Origin of the sequence: Microbacterium sp. NPDC087592 (genome assembly GCF_044743585.1) — a bacterium.
Classification (GTDB): domain Bacteria; phylum Actinomycetota; class Actinomycetes; order Actinomycetales; family Microbacteriaceae; genus Microbacterium.
In genome coordinates this window covers 202807-219975 of sequence record NZ_JBIUWT010000001.1, presented here as the reverse complement: position 1 = coordinate 219975, position 17169 = coordinate 202807, and the positions used below count along the sequence as shown (strand labels likewise).

The window sequence follows — 17169 nt, the reverse complement described above, 5'->3', positions numbered from 1 at the left end:
CCTCTGAGGCTCCGGGGTCAGACAGGGATGGCGGAACGGACGCACGGATGCGTCTCGTGCTGCCTCCCTTCCGGACTAGCGAGGTCTCCCTCGCATCACCGTCGGTCCCGGAATTCCACCGGATCGGCATCCCGATCTCTCGAGACGCTCGCGGACTGTCACCGCCGGTTCGGATTCCCACCGACCCCGGAGCACGTTGTTGTTCTGAGTGTACTCAACGCATCTGCGCGCATTTCATTCCGAGACATGGATCGGGAGGGCCCGGAAGGGCGAGGTCACTTCAACAGTCGAGAGAGACGACGGTCGGCGAGCACCTTGCCGCCGGTCTGGCACGTGGGGCAGTACTCGAGGGAGCGGTCGGCGAAGAACACGCTGCGGACGGTGTCACCGCAAACGGGGCATGCCTCGCCGCGACGCGCATGCACCTGCATCCCCCGTCGCTTGGCGTCTTTGAGGTCGGCGGGCGGTTTGCCCGATGCCTCGGCGACCGCCTCTGTGAGCGTCTCGCGCATCGCTTCGTACAGGCGGTCGATCTCGGCATCGTCGAGCTTTCCCGCGATCGCGTACGGCGACATCCGGGCGGCGTGCAGGATCTCGTCGGAGTACGCGTTGCCGATCCCCGCGATCACCGCCTGGTCGCGCAGCAGTCCCTTGATCTGCATCCGCCGGTCTTCCAGCAGCGCAGCGAACGTGCCGCGGTCGAAGGCGGGGTCGAGCGGGTCGGGGCCGAGCCGCGCGATGCCCGGCACCTCCTGCGGGTCGCGGACGACGTAGACGGCGAGCGACTTCTTCGTTCCGGCCTCGGTGAGGTCGAAACCGCTGTCGTCGTCGAGCGCGATGCGCAGGGCGATCGGCGACTTGCCGGGTTTGATGAGCGTCGTCGGCAGCGTCTCGTACCAACGCAGCCACCCCGCCTTCGCGAGGTGGAACACGAGGTGCAGCTCGTCGCCGCAGGACAGCACGATGAACTTGCCGAGCCGGGCGGCCGCCGTGATCGTGGTGCCCTGCAACGCGGTGATCGGCGGATCGTAGGTCTTCAACGCGGCGATCGCCGCGACGCTGGCGCGGGTGATCGTGCGCCCCACGGCGCGGTCGGCGAGGAACGTGGTCAGGCCCTGGACTTCCGGCATCTCCGGCATGCCTTCATCCTGTCATCGGCCGCCGACACTGTCACCCGGTGGGCTCACTCCTCAGAGGATCGGCCAGTCCACCGGCGTGCGGTCGTCATCGTGCAGCAGGCCGGCGATCCAGCCGTCGTCTCGGCCACGCGGGCTCGTGAGCGCCTGGCGCTGCAGGCCTTCATAGCGGAAGCCGAGCGCGCGGGCGGCCCGCGCCGAAGGGACGTTCCCGGCGACGGCCTGCCAGCGGATGCGGACGAGCCCGAGCTCGGTGAAACCCCAGTCGATCACGGCGCGTGCCGCTTCCGCGAGATGACCCTTGCCCCGAGCGGCCGGGGTCACCCAGTACCCGAGCTCGGCGGCCCCACCCGTGACGTGGGTGGCGATGCCGTGCAGACCGATCATGCCCACGAGCTCGTCGCCGGCGTACATGCCCCAGACGGCCTCCGAGCCGTCGGCCCACGACCCCGCGACGAGACGCACGAAGTGCTCGGCATCCTCGTGGTTGTACGGGCTCGGAACCGTCGTCCAGCGCGCGATCTCCGGATCCTGGCACGCCTCCGTGATCGCATCGATGTCCGCCTCCGTCGGTGCATGCAGGACGAGACGTTCGGTGGTCAGGGCGACGGATTCCATCCCGACAGCCTATTGAGGTGAGCCCCCTCGGAACGAGCGGGCGGGCCGGAGTGTCGGCGGGCGCGACTAGTCTTGTCCGGTGACTGTTCCGGGGATTCTGCGCGCCTTGGAAGAGGCGTCTCTGTACCGTGACGCTCTGCAGTGGGCGCACACCGATGCCGACCTCGGTCTGGTCGACGGGCTCGATGCGCCGGCGCTCGCCGGCCTGCTCGGCAAGCGCGCTGCGGCGGGGCATCCTCCCGCCCTCCTCGCGGTCGTCCCCACCGGGCGCCGCGCCGAGAGCCTGGCGCTGGCGATGCATGCCTACCTGCCCACGGCCGACATCCTGACGTTCCCGGCCTGGGAGACGCTGCCGCACGAGCGCCTGAGCCCCAGCGTCGACACGGTGGGCCAGCGCCTGCAGACACTGCGCCGCATCGCGGAGTGGTCCGGTGACCACCCGCTCGTGATCGTCGCCTCCGTGCGCGCGGCGCTGCAGCCGATCGCGGGCAACCTCGGGGAGATCGCGCCGCTCGAACTCTCCGTCGGCAGCAGGGGCAACGAGCTCGACCGCGTGGTCGAGCAGCTCGTGGAGCGGGCATACTCCCGTGTCGACATGGTCTCCCGCCGTGGCGAGTTCGCCGTGCGCGGCGGCATCCTCGATGTCTTCCCTCCCGTCTCGGAGCACCCGTTCCGCATCGAGTTCTTCGGCGACGAGATCGACCAGATCCGCGCCTTCTCCGTCGCCGATCAGCGCTCGCTCCCCGGCGACGTGCCCGGCGTCGACCTGCCGCCGAGCCGCGAGCTGCTGCTGACCGCCGATGTCCGCGATCGCGCGCGGGAGCTGATCGAGGGCTTCCCGGCGATCAGAGGGATGCTCGAGAAGATGTCCGAGGGCATCCCGGTCGAGGGCATGGAATCGCTCCTGCCTGCGGTCGCGGGGCCGCTGAAGTCCCTGGCCGAGTATCTGCCGGCGGGGGCCGCGACGGCCGTCGTCGATCCCGACCGCTCCACCGCGCGTGCGATCACGCTGGGTGACACCAACCGCGAGTTCCTCGATGCCGCCTGGAGCGCGGCCACCTCTGGTGCGTCGGCGCCCATCGACCTCGGGGCCGGCGACTTCCTCACGGTCGCCGAACTGCGCGAGGTCGTGCGCGACCGGGGTGGCGTCTGGTGGCAGCTGAGCCCCTTCGGCATCAGCGTCGGCGACGGCGATGCGGCTTCCGACACGGATGCCGCCACCCTCGGTGCCGCCATCATCCCGTCGTTCCACGGCAACGTCGACGGGGCGATCTCGTTCGTCGAGGCCAAGGTCACCGACGGCTGGCGCGTCGTGGTGATCGCAGCCGGAAGCGGCCTGGTCGACCGTGCACGCGATGTGCTGTCCGATCGCGGCCTCGCGGCCCGCGTCGTCGAGAGTCTCACGGATGCGCCCGAGGCCGGTGTCGCGACCCTGGTCATGGGGTCCGTCGAAGCCGGATTCCAGGTGCCCGAGGCGAAGCTCGCCGTCCTCACCGACAACGAGTTCTACGGACGCACGATCGGTGGCGACCAGCGGGTCGTCAAGAAGCTCGCCTCGCGGCGCAAGAACGTCGTCGACCCCTTGCAGCTGAAGCAGGGCGACTTCGTGGTGCACGCCACGCACGGCATCGGACGGTTCGTCGAGATGACCCAGCGTGAGGTGTCCACCGGTGGCCGCAACGCGACCAAGTCCGTGCGCGACTATCTCATCCTCGAATACGCCCCCTCCAAGCGCGGCTACCCGGGCGACAAGCTGTATGTGCCGACGGATCAGCTCGACTCCCTCTCGAAGTACGTCGGCGGCGAGGCCCCGACCCTGTCGAAGATGGGCGGCAGCGACTGGTCGCAGGCCAAGGGCAAGGCCCGCAAGGCGGTGCGCGACATCGCCGTCGAGCTCGTGAAGCTGTACTCCGCGCGCATGAGCGCCAAGGGCCATGCCTTCGGCCCGGACACGCCTTGGCAGCGCGAGTTGGAGGAGGCGTTCCCGTTCGCGGAGACGCAGGACCAGTTGCAGACCATCGACGAGATCAAGGCCGACATGGAGCGGCCGATCCCGATGGACCGGCTGCTCTCCGGCGACGTCGGCTTCGGCAAGACCGAGGTCGCCGTGCGCGCGGCGTTCAAGGCGATCCAGGACGGCAAGCAGGTCGCGATGCTCGTGCCGACGACGCTCCTGGTGAAGCAGCACATGGAGACGTTCACCGAGCGCTTCGCCGGTTTCCCGGTCAAGGTGCGCGCGCTGTCGCGCTTCCAGACCGACAAGGAAGTCCGGCTCACGCTCCAGGGGCTGCTGGAGGGGTCGGTCGACATGATCATCGGCACCCACCGCATCCTCACGGAAGGGGTCATCTTCAAGGATCTCGGCCTGATGATCATCGATGAGGAGCAGCGGTTCGGCGTCGAGCACAAGGACGCGCTGAAGAAGCTGAAGACCAACGTCGACATCCTCGCCATGAGCGCCACCCCCATCCCGCGCACGCTGGAGATGGCGGTCACGGGCATCCGCGAGATGTCCACGCTCGCGACGCCGCCCGAGGACAGGCATCCGATCCTGTCGTTCGTCGGCCCCCGCAGCGACAAGCAGATCGCCGCGGCCATCCGGCGCGAGATCCTGCGCGAGGGGCAGGTCTTCTTCGTGCACAACCGCGTGCAGTCGATTCAGCGCGTCGCGGCGCAGTTGGCGGAGCTCGTGCCCGAAGCGCGCATCGCCGTCGCCCACGGGCAGTTGGGTGAGCACCAACTGGAGCAGGTCGTCGATGACTTCTGGGAGCGCAAGTTCGACGTGCTCGTCTCGACCACGATCATCGAGACCGGCCTCGACATCTCGAACGCGAACACGATCATCATCGACCGCGCCGACAAGTACGGCCTCAGCCAGCTGCACCAGCTCCGCGGTCGGGTCGGGCGAGGGCGTGAGCGGGCGTACGCGTACTTCCTCTACGACGAGATGAAGCCGCTCTCCGAGACCGCCGCCGACCGGCTGCAGACGATCGCGGTCAACAACGAGCTCGGCTCGGGCATGCAGGTCGCGCTGAAGGACCTCGAGCTCCGCGGCGCGGGCAACATGCTCGGTGCGGAGCAGGCCGGACACATCGCCGGCGTCGGATTCGACCTGTATCTGCGGATGATCGGCGAGGCGGTGGCGACGTTCCGCGGCGACGAGGTCGAGACCGGGCAGGAGCTGCGGCTCGAGCTTCCCCTCGATGCCCGCATCCCCGAGTACTACATCGACAGCGAGCGGCTGCGTCTCGAGGCGTACCAGAAGCTGTCGGCGGCGTCGGCGGCCACAGCGAAGGACGGGGCCATCGATCTCGTGATCGAGGAGCTCGTCGACCGCTACGGCACGCCGCCGGAAGAGGTCGAGGGATTGCTGGCGATCTCGCGACTGCGTCGTCGGGCTGCGCGCGCCGGGCTGACCGACGTGGTGGTCATGGGCTCGAACCTGCGCATCGCACCGGCGCGGCTCGAGGACTCGATCAAGGTGCGGCTGCAGCGGTTGTATCCGAAGGCGAAGCTCGTGGCCGGGGGAGAGGCGCTGGTCGTGCCGATGCCCACGGTTCCCGCCGCTGTGGGCGTGGGGCTCGAGCCGCTGCCCGACGCACAGCTTCTCGAATGGGTCGAGCAGCTGTTCACCGCGATCTTCCCGGAACCGGCCAAAGCCGAGTAGCGTGCGGTGGCTGCTTTCGCGGCTGCGGCGGGACTAGTCTGGCCGCATGTTGTACGAGCACCTCGGGGCTCGCCCCCGCATCCATGACACCGCCGTCATCGCACCCACCGCCGTCGTCTCCGGCGATGTGGAGGTGGGGCCGGGCTGCCAGGTGCTGCACGGCGCCGTCATCACGGCGGAGGGCGGCCCGATCACCCTCGGCGAGAACGTGATCGTGATGGAGAACGCGCTGATCCGCGCCACCGCGGCCAATGCGGTCCATGTCGGCGCGCACACGCTGATCGGAACGCTGGCGAGCATCGCCGGGGCGACGGTGGGTGAGGAGGTCTTCTTCGCCTCCGGCGCCCGCGTCTTCAACGGTGCTCTCGTGGGGGCCCGCTGCGAGGTGCGGGTCAACGCGATCGTGCACCGCCGCGCCGTGCTGCCCGAGGGCACGGTGGTCCCGATCGGGTGGGTGGCCGTCGGCGACCCGGTGCAGCTGCTCTCACCCGACCGGGATCAGGAGATCGCCGCTGCGCAGCCCGAGCTCGACTTCCCCGGTCACGTGTTCGGCGTCGACCGAGACACCCCCGACCTGATGGTGCAGCTCACCGAGCGCTACGGCAGCTCGCTCGCCAGGCACGCCCACGACCGCGAGATCACGGACTGAGACGCCGCGGAGACGACGAGGCCGGGCACCCCTGCGGATGCCCGGCCTCATGTCGTTCGGATCAGATGACGCCCTGGGCGAGCATCGCGGCGGCGACGCGTTCGAAGCCCGCGATGTTGGCGCCGGCCACGTAGTCGCCGCCGACGTCGTGACGCTCTGCGGCGTCGAACGCGGCGTCGTGGATGTCCGCCATGATCTCGCGCAGCTTGTTCTCGCTGTCGGCGAAGGTCCAGCGCTGACGCGAGGCGTTCTGGCTCATCTCGAGCGCCGAGGTCGCGACACCGCCGGCGTTCGCGGCCTTGCCGGGGGCGAACAGCACGCCCGCCTTCTGGAAGGCCTCGACGGCGTCGGGCACGCACGGCATGTTCGCGCCCTCGGAGACGGCGCGCACGCCGTTCGCGATCAGGGCCTCGGCATCCGCGAGGCTGACCTCGTTCTGCGTGGCGGAGGGGACGGCGATGTCGACCGGGACCTCCCAGACGCTGCCGCCTTCGACGAAGCGCGCGCTCGGACGACGGTTGGCGTACTCGACGATGCGGGCGCGCTCGACCTCCTTGAGCTGACGGAGCAGGTCGACGTCGATGCCGGCGTCGTCGACGACGTAGCCGGACGAGTCGGAGGCCGTGACGGCGGTCGCGCCGAGCTGGGTGGCCTTCTGGATCGCGTAGATCGCGACGTTGCCCGAGCCCGAGATGCCGACGCGCTTGCCGGTGAGAGAGTCGTTGTGCACGGCGAGCATCTCCTGCGCGAAGAACACCGCCCCGTAGCCGGTCGCTTCGGTGCGCACCTCGGCGCCGCCCCAGCCGGTGCCCTTGCCGGTGAACATGCCCGACTCGTGGCGGTTGGTGACCTTGCGGTACTGGCCGAAGAGGTAGCCGATCTCGCGGCCGCCGACGCCGATGTCGCCCGCGGGGACGTCGGTGTGCTCGCCCAGGTGGCGGTAGAGCTCGTTCATGAACGACTGGCAGAAGCGCATGACCTCGGCGTCGGACTTGCCGTGCGGGTCGAAGTCGGACCCGCCCTTGCCGCCGCCGATGCCCTGACCGGTGAGCGCGTTCTTGAAGATCTGCTCGAAGCCGAGGAACTTGATGATCGACAGGTTCACCGAGGGGTGGAAGCGCAGTCCGCCCTTGTACGGGCCGAGCACAGAGGAGAACTGGATGCGGTAGCCGCGATTGACCTGCAGCTTGCCGGCGTCGTCGATCCACGGCACGCGGAAGAGGATCTGCCGCTCGGGTTCGACGAGCCGCTCGAGGATGCCGCCGTCGACGTATTCCGGGCGTCGCTCCAGCACGGGGGCGATCGAGTGCAGCACCTCGTGGACGGCCTGGTGGAACTCCGGCTCGTGCGGGCTGCGGGACAGCACCGTGTCGAACACGGGCTGCACGGAGGCGGCGAGCGGATGGAAGTCGGCGGGAGTCGTAGCGGTCACGCGGAAGGGACTTTCTGATGGGGGATTGTGGTGCAGGCGATCGTGTCGCGTGAGGCATCGCCGGAGTCGGCGGAGGTTTCACTCTAGCGGCCGGCCGAATGCGGATCGCGCACCCGGCCGGACGGTATCTCGGTCACCCGGTGTTCTGAAGGCCGGCGGCGACGCCGCTGACCGAGAGCAGGAGCAGACGCTGCTGTTCGGCATCGGCGCCCGAGCCGGTGGGCTCGTCGCTCGCCGAGCGCAGCGCCCGCAGGGCGCGCAGCTGCAGCAGCGAGAGCGCGTCGACGTAGGGGCTGCGCAGCTGCACGGCCCGCTGCAGAACCGGCTTGTTCTCCAGCAGGCGCTCGCCGCCGGTGAGCCGGATCACCCAGCGCCGCGTGATCGCGAGTTCGTCGAGGACGAGCTGTGCCAGATCATCGCGGTCGCCCAGCGCCAGGTACTGCCGCGCGATGCGCTCGTCGGTCTTGGCGAGGCTCATCGCGACGTTGTCGATCATGGTGCGAAGCAGCGGCCACTCGCGGTACGCCTCGACGAGCAGCTCCTCATCGCCGACGGCGTCCAGGGCGGTGCCGAGACCGAACCAGCCGGCGAGGTTGATGCGCGCCTGCGTCCACGCGAACACCCACGGGATGGCCCGCAGATCCTCGAGCGACTCGACGGACAGTCCGCGGCGCGCCGGGCGGGAGCCGAGCGCGAGCAGCCCGATCTCCTCCATCGGGGTGACCGTGGCGAACCAGGGCGCGAATCCATCGGCCTTCACGAGCGAGAAGAAGCGCTCGCGGGAGGCGGCGTCCATGACCGAGGCGACCTCCGCGTAGCGCTCGGCCGCGCGACTGGTGCGCTCCTCCTCGGTGGGGGACGACGCGAGCAGCGTGGCGGCGGCGACCTGGTCGATGTGCCGCATCGCGATGGCCGGCTCGCCATAGCGCGCGAAGATGACCTCACCCTGCTCGGTGAGCTTGAATCGACCGTCGACCGAGTGCGGCGGCTGCGCGAGGATCGCGGAGTTGGCGGGCCCGCCACCGCGCCCGAGGGCGCCACCGCGACCGTGGAAGAGCGTCAGCTCGATCTCGGACTCCTGCGCCCAGCGCGCGATCTTCTCCTGGGCCTCGTACAGGGCGAGGTTCGCGGCGACGGGGCCGACATCCTTCGACGAGTCCGAGTATCCGAGCATGACCTCGAGGCGGTTGCCGGTGGCGGCCATGCGCTCGCGGAACTCCGGGAACGTCACGGCCTCGGCCAGGATTCCGGGCGCTGCCTGAAGGTCGGCGAACGTCTCGAACAGCGGCACCACGTCGAGCACCGGAGCGTCGTCACCGAGCGCGTACCGAGCGAGACGGTGCACGTTGGCGAGATCCGAGGCGGCCTGGGTGAAGGAGACGACGTAGCGTCCGGCCGCGCGCAGGCCGCGGTCGCGCTGGATGTCCGCGATCGCGCGGAAGACCTCCAGCACCTCCTCGGTCTGGGCGCTGATCGCCTCTCCCGCATCGAGTTCGGCCAGAGCCTTCGCGTGCACCTGCGAGTGCTGACGCACCTCGAGCTCGGTGAGGTGGAAGCCGTAGGTCTCGACCTGCCAGATCAGGTGCTGCACGCCGCCGAAGGCGTGGCGCTTGGCGCCGGCCTCCGCGAGCGAGGATTGCACGGCCCGCAGGTCCGCGAGAAGTTCCTCGGGACGCGAGTAACCCTGGGTCGAGTCGCCGTGGCGGGTCGCGGCGACTCGTCGGGACAGGACGAGCAGCACGCGGCGGTGGGGCTCATCGGGGGAGCGGGCCGCGAGTTCGGCGGCGAGTTCCGGTTCGGCCGCCACGAAACGGTCCCACAGGGCGACGACCTCGGCGTTCGGCGGGGTGTCGTCGGCCGAGAGCGTGAGGGTCCGGCCGATGCGGTCGAGCGCGCGCTCGAGGCCGCGCAGGACGTGGTCGGCCGCGATCTGCGAGGCCTCACGCGTCACGGAGGCCGTGACGAACGGGTTGCCGTCGCGGTCGCCGCCGACCCAGGAGCCGATGCGCACGAACGCGGGCACCACCGGGGCGCTGGAGCCGGATTCCTCGCCACGGAGGGCGTCGTCGATGCGGCGGTACACGTGGGGCACGGTCGTGAAGAGCGTCTCGTCGAACACGCCCATCACGGTGCGGACCTCGTCCGTCGGGGAAGGCTTCTGCGATCGCAGCGGCGCGGTGCGCCAGAGAGTGTCGATCTCCTCCAGCATCCGGCGGCGGGCGCGGTGCTCCTCGGATCCGCCGGCGCTCGCCGCGTCGTGCTGGGTCAGCAGTTCGGACAGGCGGCGGATGCTCGAGGAGACGGCGCGGCGGCGGGCCTCGGTCGGGTGCGCGGTGAAGACCGGGTGGAAGCGGAGGCCGTCCAGGCGGCGGCGGGCTTCTTCGTCGCCGACCTCGCTGCGCAGTCGGGCATAGGCGGTCGCGACGGTGTCGGCGGCATCCTCCCGTCCCGGCTGTCCGGCGCGCTCACGCAGCACGCGAACGCGCTGGTGTTCCTCGGCCAGGTTCACGAGGTGGAAATAGCAGGTGAAGGCCCGGGCGACCTCGTCGGCCCTGGCGATCGTGAACGACTCGGCGATTGCCGCGGCACGCTCGAACGCGTCGGGCGTCTCCTCGTCGTACGCCTGGATCGTCGCGAGGCGCAGACGCTCGACGTCTTCGAAGAGGCCGTCGCCGCCGGCTTCGCGCAGCACCTGCCCGAGCAGCTGCCCGAGCATCCTGACATCGGTGCGCATCGCATCCGGCGTGCCGCGACCGGCTTCGAATCGGCCGATCACACGGATCGCCTCGGTGTTCGTGGGCTCGGAGAAAGAGTGTGCGGGGGTCACCCTTCGAGAGTATCCCGGGCGGTGGGGGTGTCCTGCACGCATGACGCCCGGCGCCGGAGCGACGCAGCGAGACCGCGGGCGCGGCGATATCCCGGCGACCTACGATGGAGGGGATGCGCATCTCAGCGAACCCCCTCCGAGGTCAGCAGTTCCCCGCCGTCCTCCTTCTCGTCGCCGCCGGCCTCGGCCTGCTGCTCGCGAACCTGCCGACGCACGACGGGTTGGCGGCGTTCCTCGACTTCCACATCGCGGTGCCGGGCACCGCGCTCGATCTGTCGATCTCGCATTGGGTGTCCGACGGCCTCCTCGCGATCTTCTTCCTCGTCGTCGCGATCGAGCTGCGTCACGAACTCACGCATGGCGAGCTCGATTCGCCGCGCAAGGCCGTGCAGCCGGCGATCGCCGCGGGCGGCGGGGTGCTCGTCCCGATCGCGGTGTATCTGCTGATCGCCGGCGGTGACAGCTCCACGTCGTCGGGCTGGCCGATCCCGACGGCGACCGACATCGCCTTCGCTCTCGGGGTGCTGGCGATGTTCGGCAAGGGGCTGCCCTCGCGCGTTCGGGTGTTCCTCCTCGCCCTGGCGATCCTCGACGACATCATCGGCATCATCTTCATCGCGGTGCTCTTCGCCGACGACGTGCAGTGGTTGCTGCTGGGCCTCGCGGTCGTGGGTGTCGCCGTGTTCTGGGCGCTCAGCCGTGTCCTGCACGCGAAGGGGCACCCGCTCATCGCGGTCGCCATGGTCGTGGTGGGTGTCATCACCTGGGGGCTCGTCGCCTCCTCCGGCATCCATGCGACGATCGCCGGGGTGCTGCTCGGGCTCGTCATGTCGCCGGTCCCCGCGGGCCGCACGCGGCACGCGCTGGAGCCGACCGTGAACGGCGTGATCCTCCCGGTCTTCGCCTTTGTCGCGGCGTTCGTCGTGATCCCCGCGGTGTCGATCACGCAGCTGTCACCGGCGTTCTGGGCGATCGTGGTGGCGCTCCCCGTCGGCAAGATCATCGGCATCTCCTTGTTCGGCTGGATCGCGATGCGCATCCGTCCGAAGGGCGCAGATCCTGCGCTGCCGTTCGCCGACATCCTCGCGGCCGGTGCGCTCGGCGGTATCGGCTTCACGGTCTCGCTCCTCCTGGCCAACCTCGCCTTCGCGAGTGACGGCGGCATCCGCGACCAGGCGATCCTCGGTGTGCTCGTGGGCTCGCTGATCGCGCTCGTCCTCTCCGGGTTCATCGTGTCGCTGCGGGCACGCTGGTACCGTCGGGTCGCATCCGCCTCGTCGTGAGCGCGGAGCCGGATCCGGACCGACCGAAGGAGGTCGCGTGAACTCGCAGCCCGAGTCTGAGTCCCGTGCTGACGGGGAAGACCCGCTCCGCACCGCCGCCGACACCATGCACGCGGTCCGCGACCGCTGCGTGTGGTCGCAGCAGATCACGCACCGCGACCTCGTGCCGTATCTGATCGAGGAGTCGCACGAGGTGATCGACGCGGTCGAGTCCGGCACCCGCGACGACCTCCGCGAAGAGCTCGGAGACCTGCTGTGGCAGGTGCTGTTCCACGCGGCGATCGCGGCGCAGGATCCGGAGGACCCGTTCGACATCGACGACGTGGCGCGCACCCTGACCGAGAAGATGGTGCGCCGGCATCCGCACGTCTTCGCGGGAGAGGTGGCCGAGACGCCCGAGCAGGTGCTGGTGCACTGGAACGCGGCGAAGGCCGCGGAGAAGCGGACCCGCCGCAGCGTGCTCGACGGCGTGCCGCGGGGGATGCCGGCACTCGCGCTCGCCCAGAAGCTCGTCGGTCGCGCAGCCGGTGTCGGTGTGACGGTCGCGCCGGTTTCGACGGCAGTGTCCCCGGCATCCGAAGCCGACCTCGGTGAGGCACTGCTCGCGCTCGTGGCGACCGCGCGCGCCGAGGGCTGGGACGCGGAACGTGCACTGCGCGACCGGCTCCGCGCGCTCGAAGACGACGTCCGGGCGGCCGAAGCCGGCTCCTGACGCACGGCCGGGGTGCCCGACCTGGGAAGATGGACGCGTGGCTACTGTGAACCCGCCGCGCGGCATGCGCGACATCCTCCCCGCCGACAAAGCCCGCCGTGAGCGCGTGCTCTCCGTCATCCGCGAGCGCTACCTCGCGCACGGATTCGACGAGATCGAGACTCCCGTGGTCGAGGACTACGAACGCCTGCATGCCGGGATCGGCGGAGACAACGAGAAGCTCTCGTACAACATCCTGCGGCGCGGACTCGACGCCGACGCGATCCGTGCGGCGGCCGACGACCCTGCCGCGCTCTCGGACCTCGGCCTCCGCTACGACCTCACCGTGCCGCTCGCCCGTTTCTACGCGAGCAACCGCGGTCAGCTGCCCACCGTCTTCCGCTCGATCCAGATCGGTCCGGTCTGGCGTGCGGAGCGCCCGCAGAAGGGACGCTACCGGCAGTTCGTGCAGTGCGACATCGACATCATGGGAGACGACTCGTCTCGTGCCGAGGCCGAGCTGATGGTCGCCTCGCTCGACGCGGTCGACGCCCTGGGTCTCGAGGGCGCGACCGTGCGGATCAACGACCGACGCGTTCTGGACTGGATGCTGGACTCCTTCGGGTTCACCGCCGAGGAGCGTCCCGGCGTGCTCATCACGATCGACAAGCTCGACAAGATCGGTCCGGAGGGAGTCGCCGCCGAGCTGCATGAGCGCAGTGCCTCGACCGCTGCCGCCGACGCCTTCGACGCTTTCCTGCGTCGGCCGCAGACGATGGAGTACAACCCGTTCGGGGAGCGTCAGATCCGCAAGGCGCTGCCCGACGGCGCCCCGGCCGAACTGATCGAGCACCTGGTCGGCATCGGCGAGGCCGTCGCGGCGGGGCGTGGTCAGTCCGACATCCCGCTCGTCTTCGACCCGTTCCTCGTGCGCGGCATGGGGTATTACACCGGCACGATCTTCGAGCTCGCGCACCCGTCTGTCGCATACTCGCTCGGCGGCGGCGGGCGGTACGACGGCATGATCGGTCGCTTCCTCGGGCAGCAGGTGCCCGCGGTCGGGTTCTCGCTGGGCTTCGAGCGTCTGGTCGATCTGATCGCCGATGAGGTGGATGCTGCGGCCGAGGCGGTCGTGCTGATCCACGACGCCGACGTTCCCGTGCATGAGCTCGTCCGTCACAAGGCCGCGCTCATCGCCGAGGGTGCCCGGGTTCGGCTCGAGCGACGCACGAAGAACGTCAAGGCACTGCTCGAGCGCTCGGCGGCCGACGGATACACGGCCTTCGCGACCGTGTCCGCGGGTGCCGACGACCTCGAGGTCAAGCCGCTCTCCTGACGCGAGGTTCGGAAGGCCCCCGCGTCGCGTTCACGCCGCGTTCACGCCGGCGCGGTGGAATCGGGGCGTGAGCCGCTTCCGCACCCTCGCCGTCGTGACGCTGGCCCTCGCGGCGGTGCTGAGCGGTGCGCGTTTCGCCCTCGTGCAGCAGGCCGCCATCGCGCGGAAGCGGATCGGGAAGCCGCTGGGGGAGGAGTCCCTCGACGCCGACCGGGTGTGGCGTCGAGCGCTCGACGGCGAGCACCTCGATCTGCTGGTGTTGGGCGACTCGATCGCCGCGGGCCTCGGGGCGGAGCATCGCAAGGAGACGCTCGGCGGTCGTCTGGCGAAGGCGACGGGACGCCGGATGCATCGACCGGTGCGGCTGCGCACCGCGGCGGTCGTGGGGTCGGAGTCACCCGACCTCCCGGCGCAGCTCGATGCGCTCCCCGCCGACTACCGTCCGCACGTGGCCGTGATCGTGGTGGGCGGCAACGACGTGACGCACCGTCTGCCGGTGGCGCTGTCTGCGCAGCATCTGCACGAGGCCATCCGGAGGCTGCGCACGAGCGGTGCCGAGGTCGTCGTCGGCACCTGTCCCGACCTCGGTGCATTGCGTGCGGTTCCGCAGCCGCTCCGTCGGATCGCGTCGAGCCTGTCGCGCCGTCTCGCCGTGATCCAGGACGAGACGGCGCGGCGGGCGGGCGCCGAGCCGGTCGACCTGCGCCGCGCGGTCGGCCCGATGTTCTTCGACGAGCCGGAGGAGATGTTCAGTCTCGACCGCTTCCACCCGAGCGCTCTGGGTTACCGGCGCACCGCCGAGGCCCTGCTGCCTGCCGTGTGCCGTGCGGCGGAGGTGGCGCTCAGTTCGCGCCGTCGCTCGGGGCCGTACTGAACGACGCGGCCCACTCGGCCACCCGCCGGCTGCTCTCCTCGTCGGAGATGTCATCGACACGGGTCATCACCGACCAGCGCACGCCGAACGGGTCGCGGATGCTCGCGAAGCGGTCGCCCGAGACGAACGGTGCGGGTGCTTCGCGCACGGTGGCTCCTGCCGCGACGGCCTTCGCCACGACCGCATCGACATCGGAGACATACAGGCCCATCGAGTAGCAGTCGTCGTCGCCATCGGGCGCGCGGACGAGATGGTACTCCGGGTTCGGTTCGCCGAGCTGGAGGATGCCGAGCCCGAAGTCGAGGTCGGCGTGTGCGACCACGCCGCCGAACTCGGTCACGTCGATGACCCTGGCACCGAACACGTCGCGGTAGAACTCGATGGCCTGCCTCGCGTCGGGGATCGCCAGGAACGGCGTGAGCGAGGTCGCGCTGTTCGGGCGGCCGTCGGTCGTGTATGTCCCGGTGGCGCCTGTCGTGGGGGCCTCTGTCGTGGGGATGTCGTTGCTCATGCCGCCACGTTAGGTCGCGGGGAAGGCCCGCGGCTTGAAAATCCGCGACAACCTCCCGACGTCGGTGGGGGAGCCTACGCTGAGCGCATGGTGAACCCGACCCGTGGGGTGCTCTACCCCGCCCGCCTGCCCGAGTTCCACCGCCTCCCCGCACCGGCAGCGGCGACGGAGCTGGTCGCCTGGTTCTGGATTCCGGAGTGGGACATCGAGCGCGGGCGTTCGTCGCGCCAGGAGATCGTCGCCTATCCGGCGCTCAACCTCGTTGTCGATGCGGATGCTGTGACGCTGTCGGGCGCCACGACCCGGATGACCCACCGTGATCTCCGGGGGAGAGGCTGGGCCGTGGGTGCTCTGCTGCGCCCCGCTGCTGTCGCCGCCCTGATCGACGACCCCAGCGTGCTGGTCGACGGCGAGCGAGTCCTGGGCGAGTCGACGGCGGAGGTCGCCGAGCTGCGCGGTGCCCTGGTGGCGGCGATGGGTTCCGGAGACGGGCATCGCGATCGGGCGGTCGCGGCCTTCGCCCGGTGGCTCGGGGAACGGGTCGGTCCGGTCGGGGATCCCGCCCGCCAGGCCAACGCGCTCATGGACGTGCTGATGGGGGAGGGAGCCGCGCTCACTCCGGAAGAGGCGGCCGCCCGCCTCGCGGTATCGGTTCGCACTCTCCAGCGGATGACCCATCGCCACGTCGGGCTCTCGCCGGCAGCGATGATCCGGCGACGGCGCCTGCAGGAGGCAGCTGTGCGCGTGCGGGAGCACCCGGACATCGACCTCGCGTCGATCGCCGCCGAGCTCGGATACGCGGATCACGCCCATCTGACGAGGGACTTCCAAGCCGTCCTCGGTATCGCGCCGCGCGCATACCGCTCCGAGTCGAGCCGCTGACCTCAGACGCGCGCGAGTCGGAGTCGCAGCATCCGGTATCCCACGCCGAGCAGGACCACCCCTGCTCCGATGGTGGAGGCCAGGACGGGAAGGGTCGCCACCAGCACGAGGCAGCCGAGCGCGCCGATGACCTGCAGTGCGCGGGGGTAGCGGCGTGCCGATCCTGTCTGCCGGAAGGCCGCCGCATTGGCGATGAAGTAGTACAGCAGCACACCGAAGGACGAGAAGCCGATCGCCCCGCGAAGATCGGCGAACAGCACGATGGCGATCACGATGACGGCGATCATGATCTCGGCGCGCTGCGGCACGTGGTGGCGCTCGTCGATCTTCGCGAGGAATCTCGGGACGTCGCTCTCCCGTGCCATGGCGAGGGTCGTCCGGCCGATCCCGGTCAGCAGTGCCAGCAGCGCGCCCAACGATGCCGCGGCGGCGGCGACCCGCACGATCGGGGTCAGGCCGGGCCATCCGGCGCGCACGAGCACATCGACGAGCGGAGCGGGCGAGTCGACGGCATCCCCGCCGAGGACCAGGACGACCGCGACGACCACCAGCACGTAGACGACGACGGCTCCACCCAGTGCGAGGACGATCGCGCGCGGAATCGTCTTCGCCGGGTCGACCACCTCCTCGCCCATGGTCGCGATGCGCGCGTAGCCGGCGAACGCGAAGAACAGCAGCCCGGCACCCTGCAGCACGCCGTAGGCGGTGGCGTCGGGCAGCGGACCGGGGGCGGCGGTCGGTGCGGCGCCGAGCCCGAATCCGACCGCGACGGCGATCCCGAGGAGCGAGCACACGACCAGGATGCGGGTGAGCAGCGCGGTCCTGGTCACGCCGAAGCAGTTCACGACCGCGAGCGCCGCCACCGCCGCCGCGGCAACCGGCACCTGCCATCCGGCGGGGGCGGCATAGGCGGCGAAGGTCATCGCCATGGCGGCGCAGCTCGCGATCTTGCCGATCACGAAGCTCCAGCCGGCGACGAATCCCCACCAGGGCCCGATCTCGGCGCGGGCATACGCATACGTGCCGCCCGCGACGGGATGCGCGGCCGCGAGCTGCGCCGATGCGGTGGCGTTGCCGTATGCGACGACGGCGGCGATCGCGAGGGCGATGAGGATGCCGCTTCCGGCGGCCCCGATCGCCGGAGCCCACACGGCGAACACGCCGGCGCCGATCATGGAGCCGAGACCGATGGCGACGGCGTCTCCGAGCGTCAGACGGCGAGCGAGGGGCATCCGTCCATGGTGACAGCCCGCGGTGAACGGC

Annotated in this window: 13 protein-coding genes; 7 read left to right on the top strand and 6 right to left on the bottom strand. The window is 70.3% G+C overall.

The window, feature by feature from the left end; translation table 11 throughout:
- Positions 1–275: 275 nt before the first annotated feature.
- Both ACIOTO_RS01120 and ACIOTO_RS01115 read right to left on the bottom strand, forming a co-directional pair.
- The gene (locus tag ACIOTO_RS01120) at positions 276–1139 is read right to left on the bottom strand and encodes an Fpg/Nei family DNA glycosylase (RefSeq protein ID WP_400856005.1); all 864 of its coding nucleotides are present in this window, start codon (positions 1137–1139) and stop codon (positions 276–278) included.
- A 51-nt stretch (positions 1140–1190) separates the two neighbouring features.
- Positions 1191–1754, bottom strand: a complete 564-nt coding sequence (locus tag ACIOTO_RS01115; RefSeq protein WP_400856003.1) for a GNAT family N-acetyltransferase — start codon at positions 1752–1754, stop codon at positions 1191–1193.
- 79 nt (positions 1755–1833) lie between these two features.
- Here ACIOTO_RS01115 and mfd point away from each other — a divergent pair, with 79 nt between their 5' ends.
- Together mfd and ACIOTO_RS01105 are read left to right on the top strand one after the other, a co-directional pair.
- The gene (gene mfd / locus ACIOTO_RS01110; protein WP_400856001.1) at positions 1834–5421 is read left to right on the top strand and encodes a transcription-repair coupling factor; all 3588 of its coding nucleotides are present in this window, start codon (positions 1834–1836) and stop codon (positions 5419–5421) included.
- Positions 5422–5467: 46 nt separating this feature from the next.
- Positions 5468–6070 (top strand): gamma carbonic anhydrase family protein, encoded by a 603-nt coding sequence (locus ACIOTO_RS01105; RefSeq protein ID WP_105709528.1) that lies wholly within the window; start codon positions 5468–5470, stop codon positions 6068–6070.
- 61 nt (positions 6071–6131) lie between these two features.
- Here the strand turns inward: ACIOTO_RS01105 and gdhA are convergent, their stop codons facing one another.
- On the bottom strand, positions 6132–7502 hold the full coding sequence (gdhA, locus tag ACIOTO_RS01100; protein WP_262000591.1) for an NADP-specific glutamate dehydrogenase: 1371 nt from the start codon (positions 7500–7502) through the stop codon (positions 6132–6134).
- A 133-nt stretch (positions 7503–7635) separates the two neighbouring features.
- Positions 7636–10329 (bottom strand): phosphoenolpyruvate carboxylase, encoded by a 2694-nt coding sequence (locus tag ACIOTO_RS01095; RefSeq protein WP_400855997.1) that lies wholly within the window; start codon positions 10327–10329, stop codon positions 7636–7638.
- Positions 10330–10442: 113 nt separating this feature from the next.
- On the opposite strand from ACIOTO_RS01095, the gene nhaA reads away from it, so the two are divergent.
- The 4 genes from nhaA to ACIOTO_RS01075 all read left to right on the top strand — a co-directional run bounded on the left by nhaA (position 10443) and on the right by ACIOTO_RS01075 (position 14513).
- Positions 10443–11612 (top strand): Na+/H+ antiporter NhaA, encoded by a 1170-nt coding sequence (gene nhaA / locus ACIOTO_RS01090; protein WP_029262997.1) that lies wholly within the window; start codon positions 10443–10445, stop codon positions 11610–11612.
- Positions 11613–11718: 106 nt separating this feature from the next.
- Positions 11719–12324, top strand: a complete 606-nt coding sequence (locus ACIOTO_RS01085; protein ID WP_400858065.1) for a MazG family protein — start codon at positions 11719–11721, stop codon at positions 12322–12324.
- A gap of 64 nt (positions 12325–12388) precedes the next feature.
- Positions 12389–13639: a histidine--tRNA ligase gene (gene hisS, locus ACIOTO_RS01080; protein ID WP_262001213.1), complete on the top strand. Its 1251-nt coding sequence runs from the start codon at positions 12389–12391 to the stop codon at positions 13637–13639.
- Between the two features lie 67 nt (positions 13640–13706).
- Entirely contained in the window at positions 13707–14513 is an 807-nt protein-coding gene (locus ACIOTO_RS01075; protein ID WP_400855996.1) for an SGNH/GDSL hydrolase family protein, read from the top strand.
- Here the strand turns inward: ACIOTO_RS01075 and ACIOTO_RS01070 are convergent.
- Positions 14482–15024, bottom strand: coding sequence for a VOC family protein (locus tag ACIOTO_RS01070; RefSeq protein ID WP_400855995.1), 543 nt, complete (start codon positions 15022–15024; stop codon positions 14482–14484). The two genes, ACIOTO_RS01075 and ACIOTO_RS01070, sit on opposite strands and share 32 nt — an antisense overlap.
- An 87-nt stretch (positions 15025–15111) precedes the next feature.
- On the opposite strand from ACIOTO_RS01070, the gene ACIOTO_RS01065 reads away from it, so the two are divergent.
- Complete coding sequence (locus ACIOTO_RS01065) at positions 15112–15906, top strand: helix-turn-helix domain-containing protein (RefSeq protein ID WP_372467344.1); 795 nt, start codon at positions 15112–15114, stop codon at positions 15904–15906.
- Between the two features lie 2 nt (positions 15907–15908).
- On the opposite strand, the gene ACIOTO_RS01060 is transcribed toward ACIOTO_RS01065, so the two are convergent.
- On the bottom strand, positions 15909–17138 hold the full coding sequence (locus ACIOTO_RS01060) for an APC family permease (protein ID WP_400855993.1): 1230 nt from the start codon (positions 17136–17138) through the stop codon (positions 15909–15911).
- Between the last annotated feature and the right edge of the window lie 31 nt (positions 17139–17169).